General features: G+C 69.0%; 17 protein-coding genes. 13 read left to right on the top strand and 4 right to left on the bottom strand.

The genetic code is table 11. The features are described from left to right. A partial coding sequence (locus DK254_RS29720; protein WP_218281464.1) for a response regulator occupies positions 1-845 on the top strand: 845 nt, incomplete at its 5' end. A gap of 74 nt (positions 846-919) precedes the next feature. After that, a complete protein-coding gene (locus tag DK254_RS29715; RefSeq protein WP_109936703.1) occupies positions 920-1,732 on the top strand; it encodes a response regulator transcription factor in 813 nt (270 codons plus the stop codon). 33 nt (positions 1,733-1,765) lie between these two features. Here DK254_RS29715 and DK254_RS29710 read toward each other — a convergent pair whose 3' ends face one another. The 3 genes from DK254_RS29710 to DK254_RS29700 all read right to left on the bottom strand — a co-directional run bounded on the left by DK254_RS29710 (position 1,766) and on the right by DK254_RS29700 (position 3,452). Continuing rightward, positions 1,766-2,572 carry a response regulator gene (locus DK254_RS29710; RefSeq protein ID WP_109936702.1) on the bottom strand — a complete coding sequence of 269 codons (807 nt, stop codon included), beginning with the start codon at positions 2,570-2,572 and terminating at the stop codon, positions 1,766-1,768. A gap of 42 nt (positions 2,573-2,614) precedes the next feature. Continuing rightward, complete coding sequence (locus DK254_RS29705; RefSeq protein ID WP_109936701.1) at positions 2,615-3,073, bottom strand: two-component system response regulator; 459 nt, start codon at positions 3,071-3,073, stop codon at positions 2,615-2,617. Between the two features lie 190 nt (positions 3,074-3,263). After that, positions 3,264-3,452 (bottom strand): Flp family type IVb pilin, encoded by a 189-nt coding sequence (locus tag DK254_RS29700; RefSeq protein ID WP_109936700.1) that lies wholly within the window; start codon positions 3,450-3,452, stop codon positions 3,264-3,266. Positions 3,453-3,688: 236 nt separating this feature from the next. On the opposite strand from DK254_RS29700, the gene cpaB reads away from it, so the two are divergent. The 11 genes from cpaB to DK254_RS35100 are packed head-to-tail and all read left to right on the top strand — an operon-like array spanning position 3,689 to position 16,355. Next, on the top strand, positions 3,689-4,606 hold the full coding sequence (cpaB, locus tag DK254_RS29695; RefSeq protein ID WP_109936699.1) for a Flp pilus assembly protein CpaB: 918 nt from the start codon (positions 3,689-3,691) through the stop codon (positions 4,604-4,606). A 46-nt stretch (positions 4,607-4,652) separates the two neighbouring features. Then, entirely contained in the window at positions 4,653-5,906 is a 1,254-nt protein-coding gene (locus tag DK254_RS29690) for a type II and III secretion system protein family protein (protein WP_371921202.1), read from the top strand. Beyond that, positions 5,906-7,150 carry a type 4b pilus Flp biogenesis protein TadZ gene (tadZ, locus tag DK254_RS29685; protein ID WP_256595986.1) on the top strand — a complete coding sequence of 415 codons (1,245 nt, stop codon included), beginning with the start codon at positions 5,906-5,908 and terminating at the stop codon, positions 7,148-7,150. Before DK254_RS29690 ends, tadZ begins: the two co-directional genes overlap by 1 nt. Continuing rightward, the gene (gene tadA / locus DK254_RS29680; protein WP_109936697.1) at positions 7,147-8,388 is read left to right on the top strand and encodes a type 4b pilus Flp biogenesis ATPase TadA; all 1,242 of its coding nucleotides are present in this window, start codon (positions 7,147-7,149) and stop codon (positions 8,386-8,388) included. The genes tadZ and tadA overlap by 4 nt, the downstream gene beginning before the upstream one ends. Continuing rightward, positions 8,385-9,281 carry a type II secretion system F family protein gene (locus tag DK254_RS29675; RefSeq protein WP_109936696.1) on the top strand — a complete coding sequence of 299 codons (897 nt, stop codon included), beginning with the start codon at positions 8,385-8,387 and terminating at the stop codon, positions 9,279-9,281. Before tadA ends, DK254_RS29675 begins: the two co-directional genes overlap by 4 nt. A gap of 10 nt (positions 9,282-9,291) precedes the next feature. Then, entirely contained in the window at positions 9,292-10,203 is a 912-nt protein-coding gene (locus tag DK254_RS29670) for a type II secretion system F family protein (protein ID WP_109936695.1), read from the top strand. Further along, on the top strand, positions 10,203-10,970 hold the full coding sequence (locus tag DK254_RS29665) for a tetratricopeptide repeat protein (RefSeq protein ID WP_109936694.1): 768 nt from the start codon (positions 10,203-10,205) through the stop codon (positions 10,968-10,970). The genes DK254_RS29670 and DK254_RS29665 overlap by 1 nt, the downstream gene beginning before the upstream one ends. A gap of 60 nt (positions 10,971-11,030) precedes the next feature. Then, on the top strand, positions 11,031-11,312 hold the full coding sequence (locus tag DK254_RS29660; protein ID WP_109936693.1) for a DUF3613 domain-containing protein: 282 nt from the start codon (positions 11,031-11,033) through the stop codon (positions 11,310-11,312). Positions 11,313-11,335: 23 nt separating this feature from the next. After that, complete coding sequence (locus DK254_RS29655; protein WP_158546455.1) at positions 11,336-13,105, top strand: pilus assembly protein TadG-related protein; 1,770 nt, start codon at positions 11,336-11,338, stop codon at positions 13,103-13,105. A 26-nt stretch (positions 13,106-13,131) separates the two neighbouring features. Then, positions 13,132-13,590, top strand: a complete 459-nt coding sequence (locus DK254_RS29650) for a TadE/TadG family type IV pilus assembly protein (RefSeq protein WP_089394702.1) — start codon at positions 13,132-13,134, stop codon at positions 13,588-13,590. Between the two features lie 8 nt (positions 13,591-13,598). Continuing rightward, complete coding sequence (locus tag DK254_RS35100; RefSeq protein ID WP_109936691.1) at positions 13,599-16,355, top strand: PAS domain-containing sensor histidine kinase; 2,757 nt, start codon at positions 13,599-13,601, stop codon at positions 16,353-16,355. Here the strand turns inward: DK254_RS35100 and DK254_RS34640 are convergent. After that, positions 16,327-16,553: hypothetical protein (locus DK254_RS34640; protein WP_218281463.1), on the bottom strand; the 227-nt coding region annotated here is incomplete at its 5' end. The genes DK254_RS35100 and DK254_RS34640 overlap by 29 nt on opposite strands.

The raw sequence follows: 16,553 nt of genomic DNA, 5'->3' as shown, positions 1-16,553 counted from the left end.
GCGCCGGCGGCGACGTCGAGGGCGCCGGGCTCGGCCTGGCCATCGTCGAGCACTGGGTCCAGCTCATGGGCGGGCGGGTGAGGGTGCAGAGCGCGCCCGGCGAGGGGACCCGCGCCAGCTTCGAGCTGACCCTGGCCGTCGGCACCGAGCAGGACATGCAGCAGCCGCAGCTGTTCGACCTGCCGATGAAGACCCTGCCCGTGCGCGGCGAGGGGCGCCTGGTGTGGGTCGTCGAGGACAACGCCGACATCCGCGACATGCTGGTGGACCTGCTGGTGGCCAGCCGCTTCCGCGTCGAGGCGGCCGTCGACGGGGGGGATTGCCGGGAGCGCCTGATGGCGCCGGGCGGTCAGCGGCCGGACCTGGTCCTGACCGACTACCTGATGCCGCGCTGCAATGGCGGCGAGCTTCTGCGGGCGCTGCGCGAACGCTGGCCCGACCTGCCGGTGGTGCTGATGTCCGCCACCCAGCAGACCATGCAGAGCCTCGGCCAGGCCGGCGGGCTGCCGTTCGACGCCAGCCTGGTGAAGCCCATCAGCCTGGCCGACCTGGGCGCCACGCTGGCCCAGCTGCTGCACCTGCGCGGCGGCCTGGGCGCCGTGGATGAAAAGCATGACCGCCGTCAGGAAGTCCTTGCCGAACAGTTGAAATCCTTGACGTCAGGGCAGCAGCAGCAACTTCAGGCACTGGTGGAAGCCGGTGCCGTCACCGACCTCATCGAGTGGAGTCGAACACTCGCCGATTCCTGCCAGGCGTTGGCGGTGCACTTGCGGGAACTGGCAGAAACAGGGGACTTGGACTCCATAGAAAAAACGATGGGCTGGTTGCTGGAAAGCGACCAGTGAAGTCTTGAGTTTTACTTTTGAGAAAGGCAAGGCCCCGGCAGCTTGCATGCCCAAGGGGTTGAGTGGGGGGGAAAATGAAAAACAAAGAATTCCGGGCGTTCGAGGTGCTGGTCATCGATGACGAGCCCGAGGTCGCCTCGGAACTTTCAGAAGTGCTGGAGAGCGTCGGTTTCGCCTCGGTCGGTTGCAGTTCCATCGGCGAGGCGGTCGCGCTTTTCAGGAAGAACGCCAAGTTGCGGATACTGGTCTGCGACCTGAACCTGGGCCGCGAATGGGGCCTGGACGCCATCGGGGAAATCAGGCGCGCGGTGGGGGACGATTATCTTTTCGAAGTCATCGTCCTCACCGGTTTCGGTGAAAGCGAAAAGGTGGTCGAGGCGATGCGCGCCGGGGCCTCCGACTTTCTCATGAAGCCGGTATCGCCACAGGAACTGATCGGGTCCGTGGAGCGCATCGAAAGCAAGCTGCTGCAGAGCATCAGGCGGCAACGCAAGATACTGCACCTGAACGGGCGCCTCGAACACATAGCGGAGTCGCTGAACTCGCTGTTCCAGGATGTCAGCGCGATAAAGATGGATGTCCACGGCGGCCAGGACGTATTCGGCCTGGCAGCGGACGAAGAAGACAGTTCAAGGAAGATGGATATCAGCAGCCCGCTGTTCTGCAACCTGACGCATCGCCAGCAGGAAGTGGCGCAGTTGATCTGCAAGGGCTATTCGAACTACCGGGTGGCCCATGAACTGGGTATTTCCGAGAACACCGTGAAGCTCTACATCACCCAGATATTCAAGCTGCTGCGCGTGAGCAACCGGACGCAGCTGGCCATGCTGCTCGCCGCCTCTTCCGTGGCGCCGGGGGGCATGGATGCCCGGGGTTCGCTGAGGTAGCCCGCGGCGAGTCCCGGGGAGGCCTGCGGGCCCCTACAGGTCCTGGTTCACCCGGCGCCGCGGCGACGACTTGAGCGCCAGCTGGGTCCTGTTGCTGAGCCCGGTGAGCCGTAGGGACTGGGAGACGTAGAGCTTCACCGTGTGCTCGCTGATGCCCAGCTTGCAGGCGATCTGGTAGTTGCTCAGGCCCTTGCCGATGAGTTTCACCACGTCGAGCTGGCGCAGCGAGAGCTTGGCGAAGAACGGGTTGGCCAGCGGGTCTTCCGGCGCTTTCGCCCCGCCGCTGTCCATCGGCGCCTCGCCCTTCGCCGGCCTGGACGAAGTGTTCACGTAGTTGATCGCCTTCTTCGCATCGCTGGCCAGGGACTTCAGGCTCTCGGTCAGCACGTCCAGCCTGGACTCCGCCTGGATGACCCGCTGGCGGTTCCGGACGCGCTCCTCCAGCCTGCCGGCCAGCTTTTCCAGCGAGGCCAGCAGCAGCTCGGGGTTCAGCGGCTTGGTGTGGAAGTCGGCGAAGCCGCTGCGCAGCACGTCGATCACTTCGTCCTTGCCGGCCCGCCCGCTGATGGTGATGGCCTCGAAGAGCCTTTCGCCGCCGGCCAGCGCCTGCATCTGCTCCAGCACCCTGGGGCCCTGGCTGTCCTGTAGGTCGAAGTCGAGGATCAGCATGTCGATGCCGGGGTTGTCCCGGAACAGCGCCAGGGCCTGTGCCGCCGTGCCGGCGCCCAGGCAGCGGTAGCCGGCGCAGTCCAGCAGGTCGACCACCTCTTCGACGATGTCGGGCTCGTCGTCGAGGATGAGTATCTGGTGCCCGTGCAGCTCCGCTTTTCTTGTCGCCACTGTCTCTACACCTTGTTGCGCAGGCCGGATGCCGCGCTGCGTTCAGCCGGATTGCAGGAGGTTGCGCGAGCGCAGTTCCAGGTATTCGCTCAGGTCCTGGAGCCGGTCGCGCTCCAGCTTCCTGCGCATGTGCGAGCGTATCCGGCTGAGGAAGGTGCGCGGCTCCACCGGCTTGGGGATGAAGTCGGCCGCACCCAGTTCGAAGCCTTCCAGCTCGGCCTCGGTGGTGTCCTCGCCGGTGAGGAAGATGAGGGTGATGTCCTTCGTCCGCGCATCGGACTTGATCGCTTCGCACAGGCGATGCCCGTTCATGCCCGGCATGCCCAGGTCGGCGATGACGATGTCCGGAAGGGGCAGTTCCTGCAACTTGCCGAGGGCCTCGTGGCCGGAGCCTGCGGTTTTTATATTGAAGAGACTTTCGAGCAACTCTGCCGTCGAGGCCAGTGCGTCGGGGTCGTCGTCAACGAGCAATATCAGGGGAAGTTCCGATCGGGTCAGCATCGCGAGTCCGGAGTTCTGGGCAAGTTGGGTTGGTCTGTTTCCTTTTTCATTCAAGCCGGGCAAGGCTCGATCGCTTCAAGTTGCCCAGTTGCACGCGCGGATACTCATTGGGTTGCCCCACTTTCACAGGCCAGGACCCTTGCCGGTCTTGCCGAAGCCGTGGGGCGAAGCGGTTGCCGCAGCGAGAGGCTCAGAGCGCGTCGGAGATGCTCTGGAATACGTCGACCAGCTTGGGGCCGAGCTCTTTCAGTACGACGATGATAGCCACTGAAATCAGGCCGGCGATAACCGCGTATTCGATGGCGGTGGCCCCTTCCTTGTCCTTGGCGAATGCCTTCATGGAAGAGACAAGTTTGCGGATTTTCAACTTGAAGTTCATGGTGCCTCCATTGCGGATATATTCTTAAATTCTTCGGCTCCCCGTACTTTTTGACAACCAGTAGAAAAGTCATAGTAGCTTCTGGTTGTTTTATTCCACATGCCGCCAAGGTAACTTGCCGCCTCCTCGCAAGGACGCTGAGTCTGCTATCGGTTACTTGTTTTTCAAGTGCCCCCGAGACTTTCGTTACTTGCTTCCTGAATGTGCTTTCCGTTGGCTGCAACGAAATCATTATCATGAAAAGTAAATTGTTGATGGCGTTTGCCGGGCTTCTGTTGCTGGGGGCGGTGGTGGTCGGTTACCTGGGGTTGTCCATCGGCCGGCCCGAGGCGCCGGCGGTGGCCAGCGAGCCCGTACCCGCCGTGGTTCCCACCGATACCGACAAGTTGCAGAGAACCCCCGTGGTGGTGGTCACCCGCGACCTGCCGGCGCTGGCCGTGCTGGGCAAGGACGACCTGCGCCTGGAATACCTGCAGACCGCGCCGGTGGGCAGCTACACCAAGGCCGAAGCCTTGCTCGGCCAGCGCGTCTGGGTACCGGTGTCGGCCGGCAGCATCCTTTCCGGCGCGGTGCTGGAGCCCGGCGGGCCGCTGGCGCGGACCATCCGCCCGGACGAGCGGGCCATGGCCATCGCCGTGGACGACGTGGTCGGCGGCGGCGGTTTCGTGCTGCCGGGCGACTACGTCGACGTGGTGCTCTACGTCGCCGACCAGCAGGGCATCCAGCGCGACATCCGCGCCCAGCTGGTGCTGCCGGGCGTGCGCGTACTCACCTATGGCGAGCAGATCGCCGTGGCCGGCGACGGCCAGGCCCGCCATGCCGACGACGGCAAGGACAAGGAACGCAAGGTGGCGCGCACCGCGGTGCTGGCGGTGCCGGCGAACGCCACCGCGCGCCTCATGCTGGCCAGCCAGGCCGGTTCGCTGCGCCTGGCGGTACGCAGCAAGGACGAGAAGCTCTACGAGAAAGAGCAGCAGGGCAGCTACCTGCATACCGTCCTCAACCCCGCGAACACCGAGGCCGTGACGCTGGACCAGCTGCTCGGTCGCCGTCCGCCGGCGGCCCCGGCCGCCCCGCGCAGCCAGGCCCGGCCACGGGCCGCGGCGGGCGTGGCGGTCTACCGCGGCGGCACGGTTGCGCACGAGGCGCCTTGAATCAGCCCCTGGAGCAGGGAAAGGGAGTAGTAGGATGGCTTGCAAGATGGGAGACCGGCGTCCGGCTGGTCGGGTAGGCGTCTGCCTCGCGGGCGCCATGGCATGGGCGCTGCTGGCTTCGGCGCAGGCCGCGCCCAAGGCCTGCGAAGGGCTGGCTCTGCTGCCGCAGAAACTGGTACTGGCGGTGCAGCAGGGTGCCCAGCAGGACCAGCAGTTGCCGCTGCCGATCAAGCGCCTGGCCATTGGCGATCCGCAGATCGCCGACGTGCAGTTGCTGGACAAGCGCAATTTCCTGGTCACCGGCAAGGCCCAGGGGGAGACCAGCCTGCTGGTCTGGACCGGCTGCCCGGGCGACCCGCTGCGGGCCCAGGTACAGGTGGCCGGGCGCTCGGTGCGTGACGTGGGCGCCGCCAGCGATGCTGCCGCCACGACCCTGCCCAGCCAGGTGCAGACCGACATCCGCTTCGTCGAGGTCAGCCGCAGCAAGCTCAAGCAGGCCAGTTCGTCCCTGGTGCGGCGCGGTTCCAACCTGTTCGTGCTCGGCGCGCCGGGCAGCCTGAGCGGCATCAGCGTCGGTTCCGACGGTGGCGTGAGCGGCAACTTCGGCACCGGCGACAGCGGCTTCAACGTCATCTGGGGCGGTGGCAGCAGCAAGGTCCTGGGCTTCCTCAACATGCTCGAGGGCAGCGGCTTCGCCTATACCCTGGCGCGCCCGAGCCTGGTGGCCACCAGCGGGCAGAGCGCGTCCTTCCTGGCCGGTGGCGAGTTCCCCATCCCGGTGCCCAACGGCAACAACGACAACATCACCATCGAGTACAAGGAATACGGCGTACGCCTGACCCTGACGCCGACGGTGATGTCCAGCGGGCGCATCGCCCTGAAGGTGGCGCCGGAGGTCAGCGAGCTGGACTTCTCCGCCGGGATCAAGACCGACGGCATCGCGGTGCCGGCGCTCAACGTGCGGCGCACCGACACCAGCGTGAACCTCGCCGATGGCGAGAGCTTCGTGATCAGCGGCCTGATCAGCAGCAACACGGTGAGCAACGTCGACAAGTTCCCCGGCCTGGGCAACCTGCCGGTGCTGGGCGCGTTCTTCCGCTCCTCGCAGCTGGACAAGGACGACCGCGAACTGCTGATGGTGGTCACCCCGCACCTGGTCCAGCCGCTGGCGGCCAACGCCAGCCTGCCCAAGCTGCCCGGCGAGGGCCTGCGCAAGTACGACCCCGGCTTCGGCGAGTTCTACTTCCTGGAGAACGGCCAGTTCGACGGCCGCGCTTCCGCCAACGGGATGTCCGAGTGATGGCCGGCGACCTGTTGGGGCGCAGCGGCAGCCGCGTGCCCGCCACGTCGGGCCGCAACGCCGGGCAGACTTTCGTCGCGCTGACCCAGCATGCGGGCGAGCTGGAGTGGCTGCAGAGCAGCCTGGCCAGCACCGGCCAGGTGGTCTGCGCCACCAGCGGTACCCTCGAGGAACTGCTGGCGCTGCTCGACGTGACCGGCGCCGGCGTGCTCTTCATCAGCCTGGGCAAGGCCAACCTGATGGTGCATGGGGCCCTGATCGAGGGCCTGGTGTCGGCGCGGCCGCTGCTCTCGGTGGTGGCCGTGGGCGACGGCCTGGACAACCAGCTGGTGCTGGCGGCCATGCGCGCCGGCGCCCGCGACTTCATCACCTATGGCGCCCGTGCCAGCGAGCTGGGCGGATTGGTCCGGCGCCTGGGCGGGCGCCTGCCCAGCGTGCCGGTGAGCGCCGTGCACCAGGGCGAGCTGGTCGCCCTGGCCTGCGCCCGGCCGGACGCCGACGGCGCCTTCGTCGCCCTGCACCTGGCGCTGGCCCTGCAGGCCCAGGCGGGCAACCGGGTGCTGCTGGTGGACATCGGCCAGCCGGCCGGCGAGGCCCTGGCCATCCTCGGCATGGACGCGCCCTTCACCTTCGCCGATGCCATGCGCAACCTGCGCCGCCTGGACCAGACGCTGATCGACAGCGCCTTCAGCCGCCACGAGTCCGGCCTGCGCCTGCTCAGCCTGACCGACGAGCCCGGGGTGCTGGAGCGCATGACCACCGCCGAGCTGTACCTGCTGCTGGGCAACCTGCGCACGGCCTTCAGCCACGTGCTGATCAACTTCACCGCCATGCCCGAAGGCGAGCTCGCCCGGCAATTGCTGCAGCAGGCCAGCCGCGTGCTGTGGCTGGTGGACCAGAGCGTGCCGGCGTGCCGCAAGGGCCTGGAAAGCCTGCGTCGCCTGCGCGAGAACAGCCAGGCGCTGCCCCCCGTCGAACTGCTGGTGGAGCGCTACCTGCCGGCGGTGCCGCCGGACCAGCAGGCGCTGTGCCGCATGTTCGGCCTGGAGCTCTTCGGCGTGCTGCCGGCCTCGGCGGAGGCGCGCCTGCGGGCGAAGAACCTTGGCCGCAGCCTGTTCGAGGTGGCCCCGCGTGACCCGCTGGCCATCAAGCTGCGTGCGCTGGCCGAGCCGCTCGGCGCGCTGGACGGCCAGCCGCGGCGGCGCTTCCCCTGGTTCGGCCGCTTCCGGGGCGCGCGCCCATGAACTACGCCAGCAGCCTCGGTAGCCACGAGCAGGAGATGCAGCGCCTGAAGATGCGCCTGCACCGCTACATCATCGACGAGATCGACGAAGACGGCGTGAACCTGCTGGAAGGCGCGCGGGCGGCGGTGGCCCAGTACGTCTCCGAGAAGGTCGGCGAGTACGCCGCGCGGCGCCAGCTGGCGATCTCCCGCTACGAGCTGGACCGCCTGGCCGAGGAGGTGGTGGACGAGCTGACCGGCTTCGGCCCGCTGGAAGTGCTGCTGCGCGACCCGGACATCAGCGAGATCCTGGTCAACGGCCCCGACCGCGTCTTCGTCGAGCAGCGCGGCCGCCTGTACCAGAGCGACCTGCGCTTCATCGACGCGCACCACGTGCAGCGCGTCATCCAGCGCATCCTGGCGCCGCTGGGCCGGCGCCTGGACGAGTCCAGCCCGATGGTCGACGCGCGCCTGCCCGACGGTAGCCGGGTCAACGCCATCATCCCGCCGGTGGCCCTGGACGGCCCCTGCCTCTCCATCCGCAAGTTCAGCAAGGAACTGCTGCAGAGCGCCGACCTGCTGGCCTACCAGAGCGTCGACGAAGCGCTGCTGGCGTTCCTGCGCCAGGCGGTGGAGAACCGCTGCAACATCCTCATCAGCGGCGGCACCGGCACCGGCAAGACCACGCTGCTCAACGTGCTGAGCGGCTTCATCGACGCGCGCGAGCGCATCGTCACCATCGAGGACACCGCCGAGCTGCAACTGGGCCACGACCACGTGGTGCGCCTGGAAACGCGGCCGCCGAACGCCGAGGGCTATGGCGAGGTGACCGCCCGCGACCTGATCCGCAACGCCCTGCGCATGCGCCCGGACCGCATCATCCTCGGCGAGATCCGCGGGGTGGAAGTGCTGGACGTGCTGCAGGCGATGAACACCGGCCACGACGGCTCGATGAGCACGGTGCACGCCAACTCGGCGATGGATTCGCTGCTGCGCATGGAAATGCTGGTGGGCCTGGCCGGGCACAAGCTGCCCGAGCAGACGCTGCGGCAGATGATCTGCGCGGCGCTGGACATCGTGGTGCAGATCACCCGCCAGGCCAACGGCCGGCGCTGCATCAGCGAAGTGCTGGAGGTGCTGGAGGTGCGCGACGGCATCTACGTGACCAACTCGCTGTTCAGCCTGGACAGGCGCGCCAGCGGCAGGTTCGTGCGCACCGGCGTGCCGTCCGGGGCGAAACTCCGCCAGGTGCCGGCATGAGCGGCGGCGTGTGGCTGCTGGCGGTCGCCAGCCTGCTGCTGGTGGGCCTGGCGCTGTTGCTGCTGGGGCTGGGCCTGCGCGCGCGGAACAACGAGCAGGTGGTGCGCCGCCTGGTACCCGGCCAGGCTCCTGACGACATCAGCTCGGCGCGGCCGGGCACCCAGCACTGGCTGGTACGGCGCATGCGCCGCGCCGGCATCGTGCACATGCGCCCCTGGCTGGCCGGGGCGGCGCTGGTGATGCTGGCGCTGGCCGTGCCGCTCGGGCGTCTGCTCAACGTGTTCGGCGTGCTGCTGGCCGTGCTGCTGGTGCTGGCGCTGTTCAACGGCCTGCTCGGTTTGCTGTATCGCCGCCGCCTGCAACGCATGATCCGGCAGATGCCGGCCTTCCTCGACCAGGTGGTGCGCAGCCTGCAGGCCGGGCGCACCCTGGGCGACGCCCTGGAGCAGGCGGTGGCGGCAGCCGACGACCCGCTGCGGGCGGTCTTCGCCCGGGCCAGCAGCCACGTGCAGCTGGGCATCAGCCTGCCCGAGGCGCTGCAGGACATCGCCGAGCTCTACGAGGTGGAAGAGCTGCACATCCTGGCCCTGGGCGTGGCAGTGAACTACCGCTACGGCGGCAACACCACGGAGCTGCTGGACAACATCATCAAGGTCATCCACGAACGCGAGAAGATCGGCCGCCAACTGCGCGCCATGACCGGCGAGACGCGCTTCAGCGCCCTGGTGCTGGCGGTGCTGCCGCTGGGCCTGGGGATGTACATCCTGGCCAGCAACCCCGGCTACCTGATGGCCATGTGGACGGACGGCTTCGGCCGCACGCTGCTGCTGGCCTCGCTGGGTCTGCAGGCGGTCGGCTGCGTTGCGCTCTGGCGCATGCTCAAGAGCGTGTAGGAGGACGGACATGGACACGACCTGGTACGTACTCCTGGCCCTGCTGCTGTTCGGCGCGGCGCTGGCCCTGCTGGTGTCGCAGAGCCGCGCGGCCAACCGCGAGCAGCACCTGATCGAGCAGCGCCTGGGCGCCGCCGCGCAAGGCAACGAGGACACGGCGCGCTGGGGCGCCCGGGCCATCGAACGGTTCGGCGACGGTGCGCTGGGGCGGCGCCTGCACCTGCGCGACCAGGAGGTCCACGACCTGCTGGCCCGCGCCGGCTGGAGCGGCAACCTGCCGCGCAGCCTCTACCAGGCCGCGCAGCTGGCCTCGCCGCTGCTGGCCTGCGCCCTGGCGGGGCTGGTCGGCCTGCTCAGGGGCGCCGCCCTGGACGACCTGCTGCTGCCGCTGGCGTTCGCCGCCGGCATCGGCTTCCTGCTGCCCAAGCGCGTGCTGGCGCACCTGGCGGACAAGCGCTGCCGGCGCCTGGCCGACGAGGTCATCGTGTTCATCCAGCTGATCCGCATCCTCTTCGACACCGGCCTGACGGTGGAGCAGGCGCTGCGGGTGGTCCGCCTGGAGGGCCGCCACATCGTGCCGGTGCTGGCCGGGGAACTGGACCTGGTGCTGGCCCACGCCGACAGCGGCCTGGACCTGGCCGACGAGCTGGAACAGCTGGGCAGGCGCCTGCAGGTGGCCGAGCTGAGCGACTGCTGCGGCGTGCTGCGCCAGATGCTGCGCCAGGGCGGCAGCGCGCGCGCCTCGCTGGCGGCGCTGAAGGCACTGTTCGAGGACCGCCGGCTGACCTCGCTGCAGGAAAAGATCAGCAAGCTGTCGGCGAAGATGAGCCTGGTGATGATCGCCCTGCTGTTCCCGGCGCTGCTGATCATCCTGGCCGGGCCGGGGTTCATGGCCATCACCAAGGCACTGGGGGGAATGTGATGAAGACGTTGTGCTTGCTGGGCCTGCTGGGCCTGGCGCTGGGCGGTTGCGCCAACCTGCCGGACAACCTCGCCGACGGCCTGGCGGGCATCGGCCAGCGCTGCGGCGGCCAGTTGAGCCAGACCCAGGAACTGCAGCTGGACATGGCCCGCGACATGCTGCGCGAGGGCCGCCTGCACGCCGCCCTGGCGCACCTGGAGACACTCCCTGCCGACTCGCTGGAGGTGCGCGAAAGCAAGGCCACCGCGCTGCGCCGCATCGGCAGCCCGCTGGCCAAGGCGGAATACCAGGGCCTGCTCGGCACCTGCAAGGCCGGCGAGGCGCACCACGGCCTGGGCCAGATCGCCCTGCGCGAGGGCCGCATCGCCGAGGCCGAGCGCGAACTGCGTGAGGCGGCGCGGTTGCAGCCCACCGACCGGATGATCCGCAACGACCTGGGTGTAGTGCTGCTGCGCAAGGGCGATCGCGCGGGCGCGCGCTTCGAATTCCTCACCGCCCTGGAACTGGACGGGGACGACAAGCTGCCGGCCTCCAACCTGCTCAGCCTGCTGCTGCTGGAAGGCAGGAACGCCCAGGCCACGGCGCTGGCCGAGAAGGCGCGGCTGACCGACGAGCAGGTACGCCAGGCCCGCCAGCGCGCCGACGCGCTCAGGGCCGGCGCCGCGCCGCCGCGGGTGGTGCAGGCGGCGGACAGTGCCAGCGTGGCGCAGGTCCAGGTGCAGGCGCAGCCCCTGCCCAGGCCGCTGGTGGAACAGCAGACAAGGTAATCGACGGCGGGTGCCCGGCCACAAGGCGGCCAGGGCCCGCGATGGAAGCGGAGAGTAGCTATGAAACGGATCATCCTCACGGGCCTTCTGCTGGCCGCCCCCCTGTCCCTCGGCGCCACCGAATCGGTGCGCTCGCAACCGGCCGGCAGCACCCGCGACCAGTGGGAAGTCGAGCAATGGCTGCAACTGCAGCGTAGCGGCCGGCAGGCCTCGGCCAACCACCAGGCCGCCACCCCGGCCGAGCGCGACCGCGCCTACCGGCGCTACCTGGACAGCTACGGCCACCCGATCCCCGAGTACCTGCTGGACGAGAGCCGGGGCTTCAGCACCGGCAGCAAGTGATACCCGACGTCAAGGAGATGTCCATGTTCGGCAAGCGGCAGCGCGGCGCGATCGGTGTGCTGGCGGCATTGACCCTGCTGTTGGTGCTGATCTGCATGGCCCTGGTGGTGGACACCGGGCGCCTGTACCTGGAGCAGCGCAAGCTGCAGCGGGTGGCCGACATGGCGGCGCTGGAGAGCGCCACCCAGAGCGGCATGTGCGCCGCCCCGGGCAGCGTCGACGTGCAGGCGCTGGCCCTGGCCAGCGCGCGGCGCAACGGCTTGCCCGACGACGGCCGGCTGGTCGCGAGCCTCGGCGACGTGGACTTCGACGCCAGCGGCCGGCAGCGTGTCTTCCGCGCTGCCAACACCAGCTGGAACGACTCGGTGCGCGTCGTCGCCAGCCGCACTGTGCCCTCGAGCCTGCTGCTCAACGTCGCCGCGGTGTTCGGCGCCGGGACGCTGACCCAGGTCACCCTGCAGGCCCAGGCGGTGGCCAGGCGCCAGGCGCTGGCGGGGCTGTCGGCGGGCAGCGGCCTGCTGCGCCTGGACAGCACCAGCTCGCCCTTGCTCAATGCCCTGCTCGGCGGCCTGCTGGGCACCACCCTGAACCTCGACGTGGTGACCTACCAGGGCATCGCCGGGGCCAACGTCAACCTGCTAGCCCTGGGCGAGCAACTGCAGGCTGCCGGCGTCGACCTCAACCTCGGCTCGGTCGACAGCCTGCTGGACGCCGACGTCAGCGTGGCGCAGCTGCTCCAGGCCGCCATCGACGCCGCCGACGCCTCGCAGGTCGCCGGCGTCAACCTGGCCCTGCTGCGCAGCGCGCTCGCCAGCATCAAGGTGCCCTCGGCGAACCTCAGCCTGGGGCAGATCATCAGTGTCATCGCCCCGGACAGTGCGCGCGACGCGGCCCTGGGCGCCGACGTCAACCTGCTGGACCTGCTGATGGCCACGGCGCTGGTGGCCAACAAGGAACATGCGCTGGCGATTCCCGGCCTGACGCTGAACGTGCCGGGGGTGACCAGCCTGACGGTGAAGCTCACGGTGATCAGCCCGCCGACCATCGCCATCGGCTATCCGGGCAAGAACGCCAACGGGCAATGGCGGACCCAGGCCAACTCGGTGCAGGTGGCCCTGAACGTCCTGGCGGACGTGGACCTGCTCAAGCTGGGGCTGGTCAACGCCCACGTCGACCTGGGCGCGACCGTGGCCCAGGGGTACGCCGCCCTGGACAGCATCACCTGCGGTGGCGCCCGGAACGCCTCGCGGGTAGCGGTCAAGGCGCAGCCCGGCGTGGCGGCAGTGGCGCTCAACGACCTGAGCGTGAAGCTGCTGGGCAACGGCCAGGCCTACCTGGCCAAGGTGTCGGTGAATACCCGCAAGGGCGACGTGACGCTGGCCGCCCCCGGGGAACAGCCGCTGGCCTTCGACATCGCCTCGCCGGCCGACCTGCCCAGCGCCGTGCAGCGCGTGCAAAGCCCCCTGGGCGCCTCGCTGGCGGCGGGCATCGCCAGCCTGTCGCAGAACCTGCACCTCTCCGTCGAGCTCAACACCCAGGGCCTGCTGTGCAAGGCGCCCCTGGTCGGCTGGCTGCTCTGCCCACTGGGGAAACTGCTCGACGGCGTGGTCGGCGGCCTCGTCAATTCGCTGGCCGACCTGACCAGCCTGCTGACCCAAGCGCTGGCCTCGGTGCTCGCCAGCCTGGGCAGCCAGCTGATCGACCCGTTGCTGCAGTTGCTGGGCATCCAGACCGGCACCCTCGACGTGCGCATCATCGACTTGCGGACACCGGGCGCCGCGCTGGTGATCTAGGCAACAACGACTCTACGGGGGAACCCATGCAGCAGACACACCCAACCCGCCAGCGCGGCGCCGTGACCATCGAGTTCGCCGCCACCTTCATCCTGTTCTTCACCGTGTTCTACGGCGTGCTGGCGTACTGCATACCCCTGCTGGTGCTGCAGTCGTTCAACGATGCCGCGGCCGCCGGCGCGCGGGTGGCGGTGTCGGTGAACGATACGCTGGGTTCGCAGCAGTACCAGGCGGCCCTGCAGGACACCGTGGCCCAGGCCGTGGCGGACCGCCTCGGCTGGATGCCGAGCCGCTGGTACACCGGCTGCAGCGGCGGCAAGTTCGTCGCCACGCCGGTGGCCGAGGGGCGCTACACGCGCATCACCGTCTGCGTGCGCTACCCCGCCGATGGCGCCCCGCTGGTGCCGGTGCTGACGCTGCCGGGCATCGGCCCGGTGCCGCGGTTGCCCGCGGTGCTGCAGGCCCAGGCCAGCCTGCTGCTGTGAGGTCGACGATGCTGGGTCTGTTCAGTGGCCATTCCAACGACAAGGCCGCCCCGGCGCCGGACAGTGAGGCGCCGATGCCCCGACAAGACGTGCAGAGCGGGCTCTGCGAGCAGTTCTGGCAGTGGAGCCAGGAGCACTGGGACCTGTGCATCGAGCTGGACGCCGAGGACCGCGTGTGCCGCCTGGGCGGGCGCCGTGCCCGCTGCCTGGCGCCGCCACGGCATGCCGATGCGGCGTACCTGGGCGACTACCTGGAGCGCAGGTCGCGCCCCGCCGGCCCACCCCTGGAGGTGCGCCAGGCCGGGCAGGTCGACCTGGCCCTGCGCAGCATCGACCAGCAGCCACTGGTCTTCCGCGTGCAGGTCAGCCCGCTGGCCGGCCGCGGCTGCCTGCTGCTGTGCACCGACATTTCCGACCTGAACTGGCAGAGCGACAGGGAAAAGTCGCAGATGCAGTGCTTCAACGTGATCAAGCTGCTGCTCTCCAGGCTCGGCCACGTCGCCCTGGCCGAGTTGCCGGGCGCGGTCGGCGAAGCGCTCGAGGTCATGGCGAACAGCTTCCGCCTGCAGTCCATGGCCCTGGTCCTGGCGCAGCCGGGTGGTGGCGGGCGGGTGTTCGCCAGCTTTGTCCGCCCCGGCGCCGGCAGCCTGCTGCGCGAAGGCCTGGCCTTGCCGGATTGCGGGCTCGCCGCCCTGGCCGACAGCACCCTGCTCGGCGCTGACGGGCCAGGCTCGGCACTGCTCAGGCAGCTGTGCTGCGAGCACCTGCAGGTCGTTCCGGCGACGCTGCAGGGTGGGCAGGTGGCCTGGCTGATCGGCGAGCCGGAGGGCCTCGACGAGAGCCGCGCGGGACTCTCGCCCGGGGACTGGCAATGCCTGGCCGAGCAACTGGCGCTGCAGGTCTTCGGCCGCCTCGAGCGCAAGCGCCTGCGCGACGGCCTGCACCGGCTGAACCTGCTGGAGAACATGGTGCAGGGCGGCTACTGGCGCTATGACGCGGCGCGCGAAGGCTTCGAGTTCTCCGCCGCGGTGGCGGCCATCCTGGAGCTGCCGGAGGGGCAGACGCGCTTGTCGCTGGAGGAACTCCTGCAGCGCTTCCACCCCGCGGATGCCGACGAGCTGCTGATACGCCTGCGCCAACTGGGCCCGGAAGGGGAGCTGAAGCTGGACCTGCGCCTCTGCCCGGATTCCTGGACCCAGGTGCGGCGCTGGCTGCGCCTGCAGGGCCGCCGGCAGGGCGGCATGGACAACGGCTTCCTCGGTGGCGTGCTGCTCGACGTCAGCGAGGCGCGGCAGCAGGCACAGCAGGCCGAGGCCACCCATGCCCGGCTGCGCAACCTGATCGACAAGGCGCCGGTGGTGATCTACGTGCAGCGCGTGGAGAACGGCCAGCTCATTCCGGAGTTCTACAGCGAAAGCGCCGGCAACCTGCTGGGCCTCGACCTGCAGGCGAACAACTGGCAGGCCCTGGCCGAGCGCGTCCACCCGGACGACCTGGGCAGTTTCTTCGAGCGCGGCCGCACGCTGCTGCGCGAAGGGCGCGTCAACGCCGAGTACCGCCTGCGCGATGGCGCCGGGCAATGGCACTGGCTGTACGACGAGGCCAAGCTGCTGCGCGACGTGCAGGGCATGCCGCGGGAAGTGGTGGGCCTGTGGCTGGACGTGACCGAGCGGCACCAGGCGGCGCTGCGCATCGCCGAGAGCGAGGAGCGCTACCGGATGCTGGTGGAGGACTCGCCGGCGCTGATCTGCCGCTACTCGGCCAGCCTGGCGTTGACCTTCGTGAACCAGACCTTCGCCAGCTTCCTCGGCGAGCCGGTGGACGAGTTGCTGGGGCGCCGCCTGGACTACTGGCTGTCCGAACGCGACTGCAGCGCGCTGCGCGCGCGCCTGGTCGAAGGCGCCGGCAGCGGCGCCGAGGAATCCTGGGAGCTGCGCTTCAACCTGCCCGGGCGGGAGTGCCGCTGGCTGATCTGGAGCGACCGCCTGTTATTCGACGAGCAGGGCCGGCTGCGCGAAGCCCAGGCGGTGGCGCGGGACAACACCTCGGTGCGCCACTCCCAGCAGCAACTCGCCCAGGGCGCCAAGATGGCCGCCCTGGGGCAGATGGTCAGCGGCATGGCCCACGAGATGAAGCAGCCCCTGCACGTCATGCGCCTGGCGCTTTTCAATGCCTGGCAGCGGCTGGACGACCCGCAGTACCTGGGTGAAAAGCTGAAGCGGGTGGATGCGCAGGTCGACCGTCTGACCCGCGTGGTCAACCACATGGGGGTGTTCAGCCGCAAGTCCGACCTGGACATGGCCCCGTTCGACCCCCATGGCTGTTGCGAGGCGGTGGTGCTGCTGCTGGGCGAGAGCATGGCCCAGCAAGGTATCGCGCTGGAACTGGCGGTGCCGCAGGCGCGCCCGCAGGTCATGGGTTTCGCCGACCAGCTGGAGCAGGTGCTGGTGAACCTGCTGGCCAATGCCCGCGACGCCTTGCTGGAAAAGCGCGAAGGCCCCCGCTGGATCCGCCTGGGCCAGCAGCCTTGCGCCGAACCCGGCTGGCTGGAGCTGCACGTGTGCGACAGCGCCGGCGGCATCGAGCCGGCGCTGCTCGAACGCATCTTCGAACCCTTCTTCACCACCAAGCCGGTGGGGCAGGGGACCGGACTGGGGTTGTCGGTGAGCCACGACCTGATCCGCAACATGGGCGGCAGCCTGTGCGTCAGCAACGCCGAGGCGGGGGCGCTGTTCGTCATCCGCCTGCCGTTGGCGGAGGGTTGATGGGGGCGAACGAAAGTTCGCTCCCTGTGGTTTTTTCAGGAAGTTTGGAAGTTGATTGGCAGGGCTCTTTCAGCGAGGGCCCGAGGCTGTAGAGGTTTATCGAAGATAAACAACGCTTGGCTGCGAAGATATATAGAGCGAGGGCTCTACCATGCTTTTTGCGATCCTTGCTGGCGTGTTCGTGGTTATCGTCCTGGA

The organism is Pseudomonas sp. RW407 (genome assembly GCF_003176655.1).
GTDB lineage: Bacteria > Pseudomonadota > Gammaproteobacteria > Pseudomonadales > Pseudomonadaceae > Pseudomonas > Pseudomonas delhiensis.
The sequence above is the reverse complement of the archived record's forward strand: the minus strand, read 5'-3'. Positions and strand labels throughout refer to the sequence as shown.